The organism is Leifsonia sp. T36S-04, assembly GCF_042465655.1.
GTDB lineage: Bacteria > Actinomycetota > Actinomycetes > Actinomycetales > Microbacteriaceae > Leifsonia.
Genome location: NZ_CP146286.1, coordinates 2,836,049 through 2,849,039 on the forward strand (window position 1 = coordinate 2,836,049; position 12,991 = coordinate 2,849,039).

Annotated in this window: 18 protein-coding genes; 12 read left to right on the forward strand and 6 right to left on the reverse strand. The window is 68.2% G+C overall.

Annotation, left to right across the window (positions count from 1 at the left end; genetic code table 11):
- Nucleotides 1–14: 14 nt before the first annotated feature.
- A complete protein-coding gene (locus tag P3F85_RS13750; RefSeq protein WP_374010941.1) occupies nucleotides 15–1,043 on the reverse strand; it encodes a substrate-binding domain-containing protein in 1,029 nt (342 codons plus the stop codon).
- 235 nt (nucleotides 1,044–1,278) lie between these two features.
- On the opposite strand from P3F85_RS13750, the gene P3F85_RS13755 reads away from it, so the two are divergent.
- Together P3F85_RS13755 and P3F85_RS13760 are read left to right on the forward strand one after the other, a co-directional pair.
- A complete protein-coding gene (locus tag P3F85_RS13755; protein ID WP_374008356.1) occupies nucleotides 1,279–2,274 on the forward strand; it encodes a LacI family DNA-binding transcriptional regulator in 996 nt (331 codons plus the stop codon).
- Nucleotides 2,271–3,158 (forward strand): PfkB family carbohydrate kinase, encoded by an 888-nt coding sequence (locus P3F85_RS13760; protein WP_374008358.1) that lies wholly within the window; start codon nucleotides 2,271–2,273, stop codon nucleotides 3,156–3,158. The genes P3F85_RS13755 and P3F85_RS13760 overlap by 4 nt, the downstream gene beginning before the upstream one ends.
- An 8-nt stretch (nucleotides 3,159–3,166) precedes the next feature.
- Here P3F85_RS13760 and P3F85_RS13765 read toward each other — a convergent pair whose 3' ends face one another.
- Nucleotides 3,167–3,424, reverse strand: coding sequence for an SDR family oxidoreductase (locus tag P3F85_RS13765; RefSeq protein WP_374008359.1), 258 nt, complete (start codon nucleotides 3,422–3,424; stop codon nucleotides 3,167–3,169).
- The gene (locus P3F85_RS13770; RefSeq protein WP_374008361.1) at nucleotides 3,421–3,951 is read right to left on the reverse strand and encodes an SDR family NAD(P)-dependent oxidoreductase; all 531 of its coding nucleotides are present in this window, start codon (nucleotides 3,949–3,951) and stop codon (nucleotides 3,421–3,423) included. Before P3F85_RS13770 ends, P3F85_RS13765 begins: the two co-directional genes overlap by 4 nt.
- A gap of 98 nt (nucleotides 3,952–4,049) precedes the next feature.
- Between P3F85_RS13770 and P3F85_RS13775 the strand changes: the two genes are divergently transcribed.
- Nucleotides 4,050–4,547: a MarR family winged helix-turn-helix transcriptional regulator gene (locus P3F85_RS13775; RefSeq protein WP_374008362.1), complete on the forward strand. Its 498-nt coding sequence runs from the start codon at nucleotides 4,050–4,052 to the stop codon at nucleotides 4,545–4,547.
- A 172-nt stretch (nucleotides 4,548–4,719) separates the two neighbouring features.
- Nucleotides 4,720–5,562 carry an alpha/beta hydrolase gene (locus tag P3F85_RS13780; protein WP_374008363.1) on the forward strand — a complete coding sequence of 281 codons (843 nt, stop codon included), beginning with the start codon at nucleotides 4,720–4,722 and terminating at the stop codon, nucleotides 5,560–5,562.
- Between the two features lie 39 nt (nucleotides 5,563–5,601).
- Here the strand turns inward: P3F85_RS13780 and P3F85_RS13785 are convergent, their stop codons facing one another.
- The gene (locus P3F85_RS13785; RefSeq protein WP_374008365.1) at nucleotides 5,602–6,390 is read right to left on the reverse strand and encodes a DUF4239 domain-containing protein; all 789 of its coding nucleotides are present in this window, start codon (nucleotides 6,388–6,390) and stop codon (nucleotides 5,602–5,604) included.
- Nucleotides 6,391–6,502: 112 nt separating this feature from the next.
- Here P3F85_RS13785 and P3F85_RS13790 point away from each other — a divergent pair, with 112 nt between their 5' ends.
- From P3F85_RS13790 to P3F85_RS13800, 3 genes are all read left to right on the forward strand, one after another.
- Nucleotides 6,503–6,940: a polyketide cyclase gene (locus P3F85_RS13790; RefSeq protein WP_374008367.1), complete on the forward strand. Its 438-nt coding sequence runs from the start codon at nucleotides 6,503–6,505 to the stop codon at nucleotides 6,938–6,940.
- The gene (locus tag P3F85_RS13795) at nucleotides 6,937–7,386 is read left to right on the forward strand and encodes a MarR family winged helix-turn-helix transcriptional regulator (RefSeq protein ID WP_374008368.1); all 450 of its coding nucleotides are present in this window, start codon (nucleotides 6,937–6,939) and stop codon (nucleotides 7,384–7,386) included. The genes P3F85_RS13790 and P3F85_RS13795 overlap by 4 nt, the downstream gene beginning before the upstream one ends.
- Before the next feature lie 75 nt (nucleotides 7,387–7,461).
- Nucleotides 7,462–8,316: a serine/threonine-protein kinase gene (locus P3F85_RS13800; protein ID WP_374008370.1), complete on the forward strand. Its 855-nt coding sequence runs from the start codon at nucleotides 7,462–7,464 to the stop codon at nucleotides 8,314–8,316.
- Nucleotides 8,317–8,336: 20 nt separating this feature from the next.
- Here P3F85_RS13800 and P3F85_RS13805 read toward each other — a convergent pair whose 3' ends face one another.
- Nucleotides 8,337–8,939 (reverse strand): TetR/AcrR family transcriptional regulator, encoded by a 603-nt coding sequence (locus P3F85_RS13805; RefSeq protein WP_374008371.1) that lies wholly within the window; start codon nucleotides 8,937–8,939, stop codon nucleotides 8,337–8,339.
- Nucleotides 8,940–9,001: 62 nt separating this feature from the next.
- On the opposite strand from P3F85_RS13805, the gene P3F85_RS13810 reads away from it, so the two are divergent.
- The gene (locus tag P3F85_RS13810) at nucleotides 9,002–9,877 is read left to right on the forward strand and encodes an oxidoreductase (RefSeq protein WP_374008373.1); all 876 of its coding nucleotides are present in this window, start codon (nucleotides 9,002–9,004) and stop codon (nucleotides 9,875–9,877) included.
- Here P3F85_RS13810 and P3F85_RS13815 read toward each other — a convergent pair.
- Nucleotides 9,865–10,491 (reverse strand): TetR/AcrR family transcriptional regulator, encoded by a 627-nt coding sequence (locus tag P3F85_RS13815; protein ID WP_374008374.1) that lies wholly within the window; start codon nucleotides 10,489–10,491, stop codon nucleotides 9,865–9,867. The genes P3F85_RS13810 and P3F85_RS13815 overlap by 13 nt on opposite strands.
- A 79-nt stretch (nucleotides 10,492–10,570) precedes the next feature.
- Here P3F85_RS13815 and P3F85_RS13820 point away from each other — a divergent pair, with 79 nt between their 5' ends.
- The 4 genes from P3F85_RS13820 to P3F85_RS13835 are packed head-to-tail and all read left to right on the forward strand — an operon-like array spanning nucleotide 10,571 to nucleotide 12,987.
- Nucleotides 10,571–11,020: an SRPBCC domain-containing protein gene (locus P3F85_RS13820; RefSeq protein ID WP_374008376.1), complete on the forward strand. Its 450-nt coding sequence runs from the start codon at nucleotides 10,571–10,573 to the stop codon at nucleotides 11,018–11,020.
- 52 nt (nucleotides 11,021–11,072) lie between these two features.
- Nucleotides 11,073–11,699: a MerR family transcriptional regulator gene (locus tag P3F85_RS13825; RefSeq protein ID WP_374008378.1), complete on the forward strand. Its 627-nt coding sequence runs from the start codon at nucleotides 11,073–11,075 to the stop codon at nucleotides 11,697–11,699.
- A complete protein-coding gene (locus P3F85_RS13830; protein WP_374008380.1) occupies nucleotides 11,696–12,634 on the forward strand; it encodes a hypothetical protein in 939 nt (312 codons plus the stop codon). Before P3F85_RS13825 ends, P3F85_RS13830 begins: the two co-directional genes overlap by 4 nt.
- Entirely contained in the window at nucleotides 12,631–12,987 is a 357-nt protein-coding gene (locus P3F85_RS13835) for a DUF2834 domain-containing protein (RefSeq protein ID WP_374008381.1), read from the forward strand. The genes P3F85_RS13830 and P3F85_RS13835 overlap by 4 nt, the downstream gene beginning before the upstream one ends.
- Nucleotides 12,988–12,991 lie beyond the last annotated feature (4 nt).

The following is a 12,991-nucleotide window of genomic DNA, read 5'->3' on the forward strand; positions in this document are numbered from 1 at the left end:
CCGGGATAGGTCGGCTACTTGCCCCAGCAGATCTTGCTGGCGTCGTCGGGCGTGATGCTCGTGAGGTTCGGCGCGGGAGTGTTGGTCACCAGCCGCGAACCGGTGTTGTAGAAGTCAAGGCCGGATGAGGTCTTCGGCTTCTCTCCGGTCTTCGAGAGTTTGACGATGGACTCCATGCCGAGCGACGCCATCTTCGACGGGTACTGCTGGCTGGTCGCGCCGATGATGCCCGACTTCACCTGGCTGACGCCGGTGCATCCGCCGTCGATCGAGACCAGGATGACGTCCTTGGCCTTGCCTGCCGCCTGGAGCGCCTGGTAGGCGCCGTACGCGGCGGGCTCATTGATCGTGTAGACCACGTTGACGTTGGGGTCCTTGGCGAGGATGGTCTCCATGGCCGTCCGGCCGTCGGCTGCATCGCCGTTCGTCGGCTGGTGGCCGGCGATCGTGTACGTGCCGCCCTGGCCGCCCGTGTAGTTGCCGCTCTTGGCCTCGCTGCCGTTCTTCTTCGTGTCGGGGACGGTGATCCCCATCCCCTTCAGGAACCCCTGGTCGCGATTGAGGTCGACGGAGACGACCTGGGTGTTGAAGAGGTCCAGCATCGCGATGTCGGCGGCCTTGCCGTTCAGCTGGGCGGCGGTCCACTTGCCGATCGCTTCGCCTGCCGCGAAGTTGTCGGTGGCGAAGGTGATGTCGACCGAGGACGGCGGTGTCGGAACCGTGTCGAGGGCGATCACGTACAGGCCGGCCTTGCGGGCCTTGTCGATGGCGTTCTGAACACCAGGTCCGTTCGGGGTGATGAGGATCCCTTTGTCTCCGCGGCCGATGGCCGATTCGATCGCCTGCACCTGAGTGGCGACATCGCCATCCTGCTTGCCTGCCGCCAGGGTGAGGTTGACCCCTGCCTTCTTGGCGTCCGCCTTCGCGGCGTCCTCCATGGACACGAAGTACGGGTTGGTGGTCGTCTTGACGATGAGGGAGACGCCCACCTTGTCAGAGCCGGATCCCGATCCGGAACAGGCCGCCAGCCCGAGAGCGGCCATCGAGGCGATCGCCGTAGCGGCGAGGATGCGCTTGCCGGCGGAGTGATGTGCTGTGAGATTCAACGGTGAACTCCTCTGGGTATATGGATCCGCCGTCGATTGACAACGGTGTCATGGTTAGGTCTAGGGCATGAGGGGCGCTATAGTCAAGCCACATCACTCAATTGGAGACAAGAACGTGACATCGGTGTCAGGCTCCACGCCCGCTCCGCGCGGCTCGGCCAGGCGGTCGACCATGCGCGACGTCGCCACTCTGGCCGGCGTGGGCGTCAAGACCGTCAGCCGCGTCATCAACGGCGAGCCCCACGTGTCCCCCGCGACCATCGAACGCGTCCTGCGAGCCGTCGCCGACCTCAATTTCCAGCCCGACCTGCACGCGGGCAACCTCCGCCGCACCGACCGGCGCACACGCACCATCGGCCTCCTCGTCGGCAGCGTCTCGAACCCGTTCTCCGGCGCTCTTCATCGCGCCGTCGAGGACCGGGCAGCGGCTCGCGGAGTCGCCGTCTTCGCATCCAGCCTCGACGACGACCCCGACCAGGAGGAGCGAGCGGTCGACGCGTTCCTCAAGCGGCGCGTCGACGGCCTCATCCTCACGACCATCAAGCCCAGCCAGGCGTATCTCGTGGCTGAGCAGAAGCACGGCACCCCACTGGTGTTCATCGACCGCGAACCGAGCGGGCTGGAGGCCGACGCGGTCGTCTCGAGCAACGCGCAGGGAGCAGCCGAAGCGACCCGGCATCTCATCGGGCACGGCCACCGGCGCATCGCCTATCTCGGCGACCGGCCGGAGATCCAGACCGCACGCGAACGCAAACGCGGCTTCATGGAAGAACTCGGGCGAGCCGGTATCGCCACAGGAGAGGTCGCCATCGTCGAAGGCCTCGCTGACGAGGCAGAGGCAGAGGCCGCCGTCCTCTTGCTCTTCTCCGCTCCTCACCCGCCGACGGCGATCTTCAGCGCGCAGAACCTGATCACCATGGGAGCCCTCCGTGCGCTGCGGCGCCTCGGGATGCACCGGCTGGTGGCCCTGGTCGGATTCGACGATCTCGAACTCGCCGACCTGCTCGAACCCGGCCTGACGGTGGTAGCGCAGGATGCGTCCAAAATCGGTCATCTGGCCGCCGAGCGGATCTTCGCCCGGCTGGACGGCGCCCTGCCCCAGCCGCAGACCTTCGTCGTGCCGACGAACCTGATACCGCGCGGTTCCGGGGAAATCCGGCCGTCGTGACCACCCCCGCCGTCTGCGTCATCGGAGACGCGCTGATCGACGAACTTCGCTGGCCCAGCGGTGCCGAGGAGCATGTCGGAGGCGCCGGGCTGAACGTCGCGGTCGGGCTGACTCGCCTCCGAGTGAAGGCGTCACTCGTCGCGATGGTGGGTCTGGATCGCGCAGGCGAGGAAATCCGGGCGTTCCTGGCATCGTTCGGCGTTGCGCTCTGCGCCACCGACGTTCCCGTGTCCGCGCGGGCGGTCTCCGACCGGGCTGCCGGGGAGCCTCATTACGTCTTCAACGAAGCAGCGCGCAATCGTCGCGTCTCGTTCGATCCCCGCCAGAGAGCCGAGCTCGACGACGCGTCCCTCGTCGTGGTGAGCTCCTTTTCCCTGGATGATGCCGCCCAGACCGAGCTGCTCGCGGACTCGGTCACCGATTCGCGGATGCGGCTGGTGGTCGACCCTAACCCGCGGGCGGATCTGATCGTCGATGTGGATGCATTCCGGGCCGGCTTCGAGAGCGTCGCCGCGCGCAGCCTCCTCGTGAAGATCGGGGACGAGGACGCCCGCCTCCTCTACGGAGAGCCGCTCGGCGTCGTAGCGCGCCGGCTGCTCGAGCTGGGCCCCTCCGTGGTGCTCGCGACGGAGGGTGCAGCCGGGGCGTCCATCCACTTGGCGTCCGGCTCGACCGTTCATCGCCCCATCCATCCGATGGCAGCACCCGTCGTCGACACCATGGGTGCCGGAGACGCTACCCTTGCTTCCGTCACAGCCACGCTCATCCGCGACGGTCTCCCGGAAGCGCCCGAACAAGCTGCCCGCCTGCTGGACACGGCCATGGCCATCGCTGCTGCCACCTGCCGGGCACCTGGCGCGTTGCTGCGCCTGCCGGAGCAGTAGCTGAACGCTCAGAGGATGGCCGTGAGCGCGCCGCCATCGGCCCGCACCGCCGCGCCGTTCGTCGCGGACGCCCTGGGGCTCGCCAGGTACGCGACCAGGTTGGCGATCTCGTCCGGCTGGATGAAGCGCTGCAGGAGCGACGTCTGGTTGGACTCGCTGAGCGAAGCCTTGAGGTCATCGGCCGCCATCCCCTGCGCCCGCGCGATCGCGTCCACGACCTGAGCCACGCCGTCGGAGTACGTCGGGCCGCCGAGGACGCTGTTCACGGTGACCTCGGTCCCTTTCGTGCGAGGCCGTTCGCCACCGCCAGGGTCGCCGCCTTGGTCATGCCGTAGTGGATCATGCCCTCCGGCACGTTGACGCCCGACTCGCTCGCGATGAAGAGGATGCGACCCCAGCCGCGGGCCAGCATGGCGGGCAGGACGTGACGCGAGAGCCGGACGCCGCTCATCACGTTGACATCGAAGTAGCGCTGCCACTCAGCATCGTCGATGGAGGCGAATGGGGCGACATCGAAGATGCCGACGTTGTTGACCAGGATGTCGACGTCGCCCACGGACGCGATCAGCCGCTCCACCTCGTCTGCGCGAGTGAAGTCTGCCGCCGCGCCGGACACGTGAGCGCCGGGAACCTCGTCGCGCAGTGCGGTGACGGCGGCGTCCACCCGCTCGTCACGCCGCCCGTTGATCACGACATCGGCACCCTCTCGCAGCAGGGCGCGGGCGATGGCGTAGCCGATGCCCTGCGTGGAGCCGCTCACAAAGGCTCGCTTGCCGTCCAGTTGTAGATCCATCCGAGATACTCCCTAACTCGATCAGTGAAATTACTTGATCAGTAAAGTGACGCTAGCAGATTACTTGCTCAGTCAAGTGAACTGGCTACGATGGGTGCATGTCCGAAAGCCCTGCCGACCGCCACCTCGACGCCAGCGAGCTGGACAGCTGGTCCGCGCTCGCGACCCTCCTCGAGTGGCTGCCCCCGGAACTCGACCGCCCCCTTGTCGAGAACGGCGGCCTCACCCACTTCGAGTACGGCATCCTGTACGCCCTCGACAGCGCGCCGGGGTCGGCGCTCCGGCTGCGCGTGCTGGCCGGCTACGCCAACAGCGCGCTCCCCCGGCTCTCCCGGGCGCTCGACCGACTGGAGAAGCGGGACTGGGTGCGACGCGAACCCGACCCGGAGGACGGGCGCTCGACCCTGGCCGTGCTCCGACCGGAGGGCCGCGCGATCCTGCGTCGGATGACGCCGATCCACGAGCGCAACGTCACCACGCTGGTCTTCGACCGCCTGACGCCCGCGCAATCGCGTCAGTTGCGCGACATCAGCCACCGCATCCTCTCAGGCATCCGCGACGACGCCGCCTGGCACCCCGAAGCGGCGCCGAGATGAGAGTCGTGGTCGGAATCCGCCGCGACTAGCGACCACTAGTCGCATCTCGATGGAACAGGTCGGGGGTGTCTTCCCGCCGCGGGCTTGTGCGCGGGCGGTCGGGCCCAGCAGACTTCGGGCCAGCGCGACGCTTCGTCGCGCACTCCGGTTCATCGAACGAAGGAGACCCACCATGCCCCTGACCTCCGCCGAGCGCGCCGAAATCGACGCCGCCAACGCATCCGGACGCATCCCCGTCGTGTTCGTCCACGGACTCTGGCTGCTGTCGAGCAGCTGGCAGCCGTGGCGCGCGCTGTTCGAGGAACAGGGGTTCGCGACGCTCGCGCCCGGCTGGCCCGACGATCCCGAAACGGTGGAGCAGGCCAAGGCAGACCCTGACGCGTTCGCCGGCAAGATGGTCCGGCAGGTGACCGACCACTACGCCGAGGCGATCGACGCGCTCGATCAGGCGCCCGTGGTCATCGGGCACAGCTTCGGCGGCCTGATCGCCCAGAAGCTCGCGGGAGAGGCGAAGAACGCCGTGACCGTGGCGATCGACGCCGCCCAGTTCAAGGGTGTGACGGCGTTGCCCCTGTCCGCGCTCAAATCGGGAGCCCCGGCGCTGCTGAAGTTCACCCACACCAAGCACGGAGTCACGCTCACGTACGAGCAGTTCGCCTACGGCTGGACCAACGCACTCTCCGACGAGGAGGGCCGGGCCCTGTACGAGAAGTACCACGTGCCCGCCTCAGGCGTGCCGATCTTCCAGGCGGCGACCGCGAACTTCAATCCGTTCGCCGAGACGAAGGTGGTCACCGACAACCACGACCGCGGGCCGCTGCTGCTCATCGCCGGAGGGGAGGACCACACCGTTCCGCCGTCGGTGGTCGAGAACGAGTACCGCATCCAGCAGAAGAACCCGGGAGTCACCGAGCTGATCGTCATCCCCGGCCGCGGACACTCGCTGATCATCGACTCGGGCTGGCGCGAGGTCGCAGACGAGGCGCTCGAATTCGTTCAGCGCCACTCCGGGTAAGCCGACGCGAAGACCGGCGCGGGCGGCCCGCGGCGACCCTCAGCTCGCCTGCGACCACTGCTCCAGCAGTCGCGAGAAGTCGCCAGGGTCGACGGAGATCGTGCCCGCATACGGATGATCCATGTCGGCCGTGACGAACATCACGAGGCCGATGAACAGGCCCAGCAGCCCGGCCATCACCAAGTGGAGGCGCACGCTCTTGACGTCGATGCAGGCGATCAGGATGGCGTTGATCAGGGCGCCGACCCAGATCACCAGCCAGAACAGCGGCGGAAGCTGGAGGGTCGCCGCGTCGATACGGACGCGCCGCGCTTCCACGAACTCGTCGAAGGTCGACAGCAGCTGCTGGAGTTGCGCCTGCTCGCGGCCGTTGCCGGGGTTCACGGAGTAGACGATCCGCTCGATGCGGTCCACGGCCGCCAGGCTGGCCGTTGGGACCTCGCCGTCCCGCTGCTGCGGCCAGTCCTCGTCGATCACCGCGCGAGCATACGTGGTGAGCTCGTCCCTCAGCTCGGTGCGCTGCGCCTCCGGCAGACCGGAGGCGTCCCGGTAGAGCGCGCTCAACCGGGAGGCCTCCTCCAGCGTCGCGGCGTGGGTGTCCGAGTAGTTGTTGTAGACGGAGACGGCGACCAGCCCCAGCAGGATGCCGAAGAACACGCCGAACGTTCCGACGACGTAACCCAGCACCCGGTCCCACTGGGCCGCCTCCACCACGGTTCGCCGCACGAACGGCCGCAGCAGCAGGACGACTCCGCAGGAGCCGGCCGCGAACGCGAGGACGAACGCTGGCAGTGTGACGACGTCCGGCAGGTCGTAGAACCAGTTCACCGCCACCTCCTCGCTCGCCTGCGGCGACGCCATCCTAGAGGTACCGATGTGGTTGCGGCAGCGGTCCGTGGTGGATATGCTAAGCGCGCTTAGTATGACAAAAGGAGACATCATGTGGACCACCCAGCATCAGGGCGCGACGGCCGTGGCATCGAATTTCGTATGGGACGCTCTCGCCGCCTTGCATTCGGGAACGCCGCTCGGACCGCAGTCCGACTCGTTCACGCTCCACGGTCCGCTCGCCGTGGGAACGACGCTCACCATCACTCCGCAGGGACAGGACCCGATGGAATCCAAAATCGTCGCCCTCGAGCCGGGCCGTGTCTACGCGGACGAGACTCGCTTCGGCGACCTCGTCCTGACCTTCCGGCACGACCTCATCCCGACGGACGAGGGGGGAACCGCAGTGACCCACTCGCTGACGATCGCTGGGGCCGAAGCGGACGAGGTCGGCCCCGAGCTCGGGCCGCAGATCAGCGCCGATTTCCCGTCAACGATGAACGAACTCCTGGATGCAGCGCGGCGGTTGTCGGAGGGTGACCGCCTGTGAGCCGGCTGCACACCTCGTTCGACGGACCGCAGTCGAGTCCCGGCCTGCTTCTCTGGCGTGTGACGAATGCGTGGCAGCGGGCGATCCGGACAGCTCTCGCGCCCCACGACCTCACCCACGTGCAGTTCGTGCTCCTCGCCATCCTCACCGCGAGCGACCCCGACGAAACGCTGACCCAACGGGACCTGGCCGACCGGGCCTCCACCGACGAGATGATGACCTCCCAGGTGCTGCGCACACTCGAACAGAAGGGACTCGTCCGGCGTCTCCCGCATCCAGACGACCGCAGAGCCCGCGCCATCACCCCCACCCCCGCCGGTGTCGCGCTCGTGAACGACGCGAACGCGGCCGTCGAAACCGCTGACCGCGACTACTTCGCCGTGCTCGGAAGCGCGCTGCCCGAGTTCGTCCACGCGCTCCGGGTCATCGATCGTACCGAGGAGTGAGTGCGTCCTCATACCCCAGGGCCGCGGCCTCGTCTACCGGGGGCGGCAATCCGGTGAATACCGGAAAATATGGATGTGAAGAAACCCGAGACCCCGGTCCCCCTTCTGCTCGGACGGTATCGGCCCAACCAATTGCTCGCGCGCGGTGGCTCGTCGATGGTCTTCCGCGCTCGCGATGAGAACCTCGGCCGCGATGTCGCGGTCAAGCTCTTCGCGTCGGGAAGTCAGGACGACGTCGCGCGGTTCCGCACCGAGGTGAGCGTCCTGGCGGCCCTTCGCCACCACGGTGTCGTCTCGATCCTCGACGCAGGCGTCGACGACTCGGTGCCCAAAGACCCTCGCCCCTTCCTGATCATCGAACTGGTGGACGGCGACACGCTCCGCGCGCTGCTGAAGGCCGCCCCGTTGTCGACCCGGCAGATCGGCGAGGTCGCGTTCGAGGTCGCCGAGACGCTCGAGTACGTCCACGCGCGCGGCGTCATCCATCGCGACGTGACACCGTCGAACATCATGATCGTCGACTACGGAACCCGGTTCTCGCGCCCGCGAGCGAGGTTGACGGACTTCGGCATCGCCATCCACGCGACGCACCCCCAGGAGATCACGGAGGAAACCTTCGGGACCGCCGCCTACCTGAGCCCGGAGCAGGTGCGGGGTGAGGCACTGACTCCGGCATCGGACATCTATTCACTCGGCCTCGTCCTGCTGGAGTGCTTCACGAGAACCGTCGCGTTCCCCGGGACGCCCGTGGAATCCGCGCTTTCCCGGCTCGATCGCGATCCCGCGGTGCCCGACGACATCCCCGAGCCCTGGCGCGCGCTCATCCACTCGATGACACACGCTGACGCGTCGCGCAGGCCGTCTGCTGCCGACGTCGCCACCGCGGCGCGCGAAGCCCTGCGCGCGGACCGGGAACCCGAGCCCGCCTGAGGACGGCCAGCGCTGGGCCGCTACGACGACGGAAGTACGGCACGCCCGCCCGAGCCGCCCTCGAGCTGGGCGCGCACTCGCGGCAGCAGCATCGCCACGGCCTCGGCGATGACGGTGTCGACGTCGTCCGGTGCGAGCCTGCCGGAGACGATCAGCCCGCTGATCCCTTCGAGCGTTCCGGCGAGCACGTACGGCACTGGTCCGACGGGAGCGCCCGGGGTCTCGCCGAGGAGCTCGGCACCGAGTGCGTAGAAGCGCAGAGCCGCGTCGGCATCCGCATCGCCCGGACGCCGCGTGCGGCTGAACATGAGGGCCATCAGCGGCCCGTTCTCCACGGCGAATCGGACGTGCGCGTGCGCGTAGGCATCCAGCCGATCGTGCAGCGACGCGAGGCGCGACGAGTCCTGCAGTTGCCGGGTGAGCTCGTCGAAGCCGTCAGCGGCGAGCGCCCCCAGCAGTGCATCCCGGTCGGTGAAGTGTCGACTCGGTGCAGCGTGACTCACACCGGTTCGCCTGGCCAATTCGCGCAGCGTGACGGCCTCCGGGCCCTTCTCCAGGAGCAGGCGCCGACCTTCGGCGAGCAGGGCATCGCGCAGCGAGCCATGGTGGTAGGTGGAGTCCACAGCCTGATCCTATCGGAATGTAGTCATTGACAACAATGTAGTCGTTGTCTACATTGTTGGGTATGAGCGATTACAGCGCAGCATCCATCCCCGATCTGACGGGGCGAGTCGCGATCGTCACCGGCGCCTCCAGCGGCATCGGTCGGGCGACCGCTTCCGCCCTGGCCCGAGCGGGCGCCCACGTGGTGCTCGCCGTACGCGACGAGAAGAAGGGAGCGTCGGTGGCGGCCGGGATCGCGGGCCGCACCGAGGTGCGTCCGCTCGATCTGGGCGACCTCGCATCCATCCACCGCTTCGCCTCGGACTGGTCGGGACCGGTCGACCTCCTGATCAACAACGCCGGCGTGTATGCCCGGTCGCTCACGCGCACGACGGACGGTTTCGAACAGGACTTCGGGACGAACCACCTGGGCCATTTCGCCCTGACGTCGCTGCTGCTTCCGCACCTCACCGGCCGGGTCGTCACTGTCGCATCACAGGCGGAGCGGATGGGGCGCCTCGACTTCGACGACCTCAACTGGGAGCGCCGCGACTACGATCCCGCGCGGGCCTACAACGACTCCAAGCTGGCCAATCTGCTGTTCACCGCAGAACTCGACCGCCGCCTCCGGGAGCAAGGATCACCCGTGCGCGCGCTCTCCGCGCATCCCGGGCTCGTGACGACGGCCATCTACGACAACCCGACGGCTTCGCGTCGCAACCTGTTCGACCACCTCCTCCCCCACCTCGGGCAAGATGCCGAGTACGGCGCGCTGCCGCTGCTCTACGCAGCGACCGAGGACATCCCGGGCGGCACTTTCGTGGGCCCCCAGCACTTCCTGCACATGCGCGGGGGCGCTCAACCCATCCGGAGATCCACGCGAGCCTCGGACATGGCATCTGCGGCACGACTGTGGCAGGCGTCGGAGGTCCTGACGGGCGTGGTTCAGCCGGGCTGAGCCGAGCCCGAGCCCGAGCCGGAGGTCAGCGCCTGGCAGAGGACGTGCGCGGCTTGTCGCGCCGCGGCGATGATGGCCGCGTCGGCCACGCCGGCGGAAGCTCCCGCCTGCACGGCCGCGTTGATGGAGAGCAATGCCATGCGCAACATGACCACCGCCTCGGGAGTCCGCTCCGGGAGCAGCTCGGCCAGCTCGTCTGCGAGCTGCGTCAGGCCCGCCGCTACGCGCGGCTCGCCGCCCTGGGTCACTCCCGCCAGGAGCAGCGGGTTCGCGGCGAGGAAGCGGATACCGTTCAGCTTCTCCTCGGTGAACGACCCGACCCAGCGCGATACCGCCTCATCGAGAAGAGCGGGCGAGCGCGGCTGTTCGCGGACCCACGCGAGCAGCGCTTCCGCCTCGTCGCCGCGTTGTTCGAGCAGAGACTGCACGATCGCTTCTTTGCCGTCGAAGTAGTAGTAGAGCGAGGCCTTGTTGATCCCGAGCTCATCGGCGATCTGACGCAACGACGTCGCTTCGTACCCCTGCTCGGTGAACAGTCGCAGCGCAACCCGCTGCGCCTCGGCACGGGTCTCCGCGCCACGGCTCCGGGTGCGGCGGCCCTCGGTCTCGGTCATGGAGACCAGTTTACCTACCCGCAGGTAGATAATCTACCTACCGTTAGGTAACCTGGTCCCAGCGAAGAGAGGCAACACGATGACCGAGTACACCGTCGTCCGCGACTACCCCTATCCGATCGACGAGGTGTGGGCGGTCGTGACCGACCCCGAGCAGGTCGCGCAATGGACCACGACCGGACGAGGCGGGAGGCCGGAGGGATTCGCCGCAGTCCCGGGCACCCGATTCCGGTTCGTCGGCAAACCGACGATCGGCTGGGCGGGTGTGGTGTACTGCGAGGTGATCGACGTCGATGCGCCCCGCTCGCTGCGCTACACCTGGAAAGGCGACCAGGACACCGACGACGTCACCGAGGTCACCTACCTCCTGGAACAAACCCCCACGGGCACGCGATTCACCTGGCACCACACCGGATTCACCGGCGTGGGCGGTTTCGCCATGGCGAAACTGCTCGAGAAGGTCCGCACGAAGATGCTCACCGACGGCATCCCGCCCGTCCTCGAGGCCTACCACCGCGCGCGTCGGTGAGCGACGGAACATCCACTGGTAGTCTCGCTATCGGTAGTGCTACTATCGGCACGTGCTCATCTCCGAACTGTCCGAACGCGCGGGAACACCCGCCGCGACGATCAAGTACTACGTGCGTGAAGGCCTGCTGCCCGCAGGCGAGCGGGTCGGCGGCAACCGGACCCTCTACGGGGAGGAGCACGCGCGGCGACTGAAGCTCATCCGGGCCATGCTCGAGGTGGGCAAGCTCTCGGTCGCGGCGGTGAAGACGGTGCTGGAGGCGCTGGACGAGCCAGGTGCACCTGTCGCCCACGCCTTCGACGCGGCGCAGCAGGCGGTCTCGCGCTCGGCCGTTCCCGACGTCGCACCACCCAGCGAACCGGCGCTGGAGCGCGTGGACGACCTGGCCGGCCGCGCGGGCTGGGCCGACTGCGGCGACAACATCGGCCGCGGGATCGCCGCCCAGGTGATCGACGCCTTCGACAACGCCGGGTTCCCCCTCCCCGATGAGTACCTCGATAGCTATGCGGCCGCCGCCCGGCTGCAGGCCGAAGCCGACCTCGCCACGGTCGGCGTCCTCCCGGACCCCGCGCGCATGACCGAACTCGTCGTGGTCGGCACCGTGCTCGGGGACACGCTCGCCCTCGGGCTCCGCCGTATGGCGCAGGCCGTCGTCACGACTGAGAGAAGCACCCCATGAAGTCCGTCTTCGCCTGGCACCGTCCGCTGAAGACGGTCGCCGGGCTCATGCTCGTCAGCAGCGTCGTCTGCCTGGTCGGCCTCCTGGTCGATCCCCGCCAGGTCACCGGCCTGGAGGTCTGGGCCAAGCCACTCAAATTCTCGTTGTCCATCCTGATCTACAGCGTCACCTGGGCGTGGCTGATCGCACATCTCCCCCGCTTCCGCCGGCCCGCGCACATCATCGGGACGATCATCGCCGTCGCTCTGATCGTCGAGCAGGCGCTGATCCTCGCCGCCGCCGCGGCGGGCACGACGAGCCACTTCAACGTCTCCACCCCGCTGGCCCAGGGCATCTGGGCGACGATGGCGGTCTCCATCACCGTGCTCTACGTGTGCACGCTGCTGACGACGATCGCCGTGTTCTTCCTGCGCCTCCCGACACGGTCGACGACGTTCGCGGTACGAGCCGGCGGCGTGATCGCGCTGGTCGGGATGGGGCTCGCCTACCTGATGACCGGACCGACGCCGCAGCAGCTCCACGACTTCCAGGGCATCGCGGGAGCACACACGGTCGGGCTGGCTGACGGCGGCCCCGGCCTCCCGATCCTCGGCTGGAGCACAGTCGGGGGCGACCTGCGCATCCCGCACTTCGTCGGGATGCACGCGCTGCAGCTGCTGCCGCTGTTCGCGATCCTGCTCGGCTGGGCGGGGAGGCACTGGGGGCCGCTCGCCGACGACCGGGTGCGGTTACGGCTCGTGATCGTGGCCACCGCGGTATACGGGGCGACGGTCGCTCTGCTCACGTTCCAAGCACTTGCCGGGCAGTCGATCGTGCGACCCTCCGGGGCGTTCCTCTGGGGCGGATGGGCGCTCGGGATCGCAGGGATCGTCTCCGGACTCGCCGTGCTGGCGACCGTCCGCCGGTCCGCCAGCACCGCGGAGGCGCGCTCGTGAACCCGCGCTGGAACGGTCGCGCGATCGCGTACATCGTGCTCGCCCTGATCGGCCTGGTCGGCACCTGGGCCTTCAACATCTCGGCCGTCCTCGCGCATCGCGACTACCTCGGCGACTGGACGGGAAGCGGGCCGGCCGTGACCTCCCTCACCATCGACATCCTCGTCGCAGCGGTGGCCGCCATCGTCTTCATGGTCGTCGAGTCGCGCCGTATCGGGATGCGGCGGGTCTGGATCTACATCCTGCTCATCCCGCTCGTGGCCCTCGCGTTCGCGTTCCCCCTGTTCCTCGCGATGCGCGAGCGGCACCTGTCCCGGCAAACGGGGGGCGGTGAAGCCGCCGACGAGCGATAGGGCA

Excerpts from the sequence above, each read along its gene's own strand:
- P3F85_RS13780 (WP_374008363.1), top strand. The coding sequence starts at position 4,720 with ATGCCCCTGACCTCCGCCGAGCGCGCCGAAATCGACGCCGCCAACGCA.
- P3F85_RS13770 (WP_374008361.1), bottom strand. The coding sequence starts at position 3,951 with ATGGATCTACAACTGGACGGCAAGCGAGCCTTTGTGAGCGGCTCCACG.
- P3F85_RS13810 (WP_374008373.1), top strand. The coding sequence starts at position 9,002 with ATGAGCGATTACAGCGCAGCATCCATCCCCGATCTGACGGGGCGAGTC.
- P3F85_RS13815 (WP_374008374.1), bottom strand. The coding sequence starts at position 10,491 with ATGACCGAGACCGAGGGCCGCCGCACCCGGAGCCGTGGCGCGGAGACC.
- P3F85_RS13790 (WP_374008367.1), top strand. The coding sequence starts at position 6,503 with ATGTGGACCACCCAGCATCAGGGCGCGACGGCCGTGGCATCGAATTTC.
- P3F85_RS13820 (WP_374008376.1), top strand. The coding sequence starts at position 10,571 with ATGACCGAGTACACCGTCGTCCGCGACTACCCCTATCCGATCGACGAG.
- P3F85_RS13755 (WP_374008356.1), top strand. The coding sequence starts at position 1,279 with ATGCGCGACGTCGCCACTCTGGCCGGCGTGGGCGTCAAGACCGTCAGC.
- P3F85_RS13775 (WP_374008362.1), top strand. The coding sequence starts at position 4,050 with ATGTCCGAAAGCCCTGCCGACCGCCACCTCGACGCCAGCGAGCTGGAC.
- P3F85_RS13830 (WP_374008380.1), top strand. The coding sequence starts at position 11,696 with ATGAAGTCCGTCTTCGCCTGGCACCGTCCGCTGAAGACGGTCGCCGGG.
- P3F85_RS13750 (WP_374010941.1), bottom strand. The coding sequence starts at position 1,043 with ATGGCCGCTCTCGGGCTGGCGGCCTGTTCCGGATCGGGATCCGGCTCT.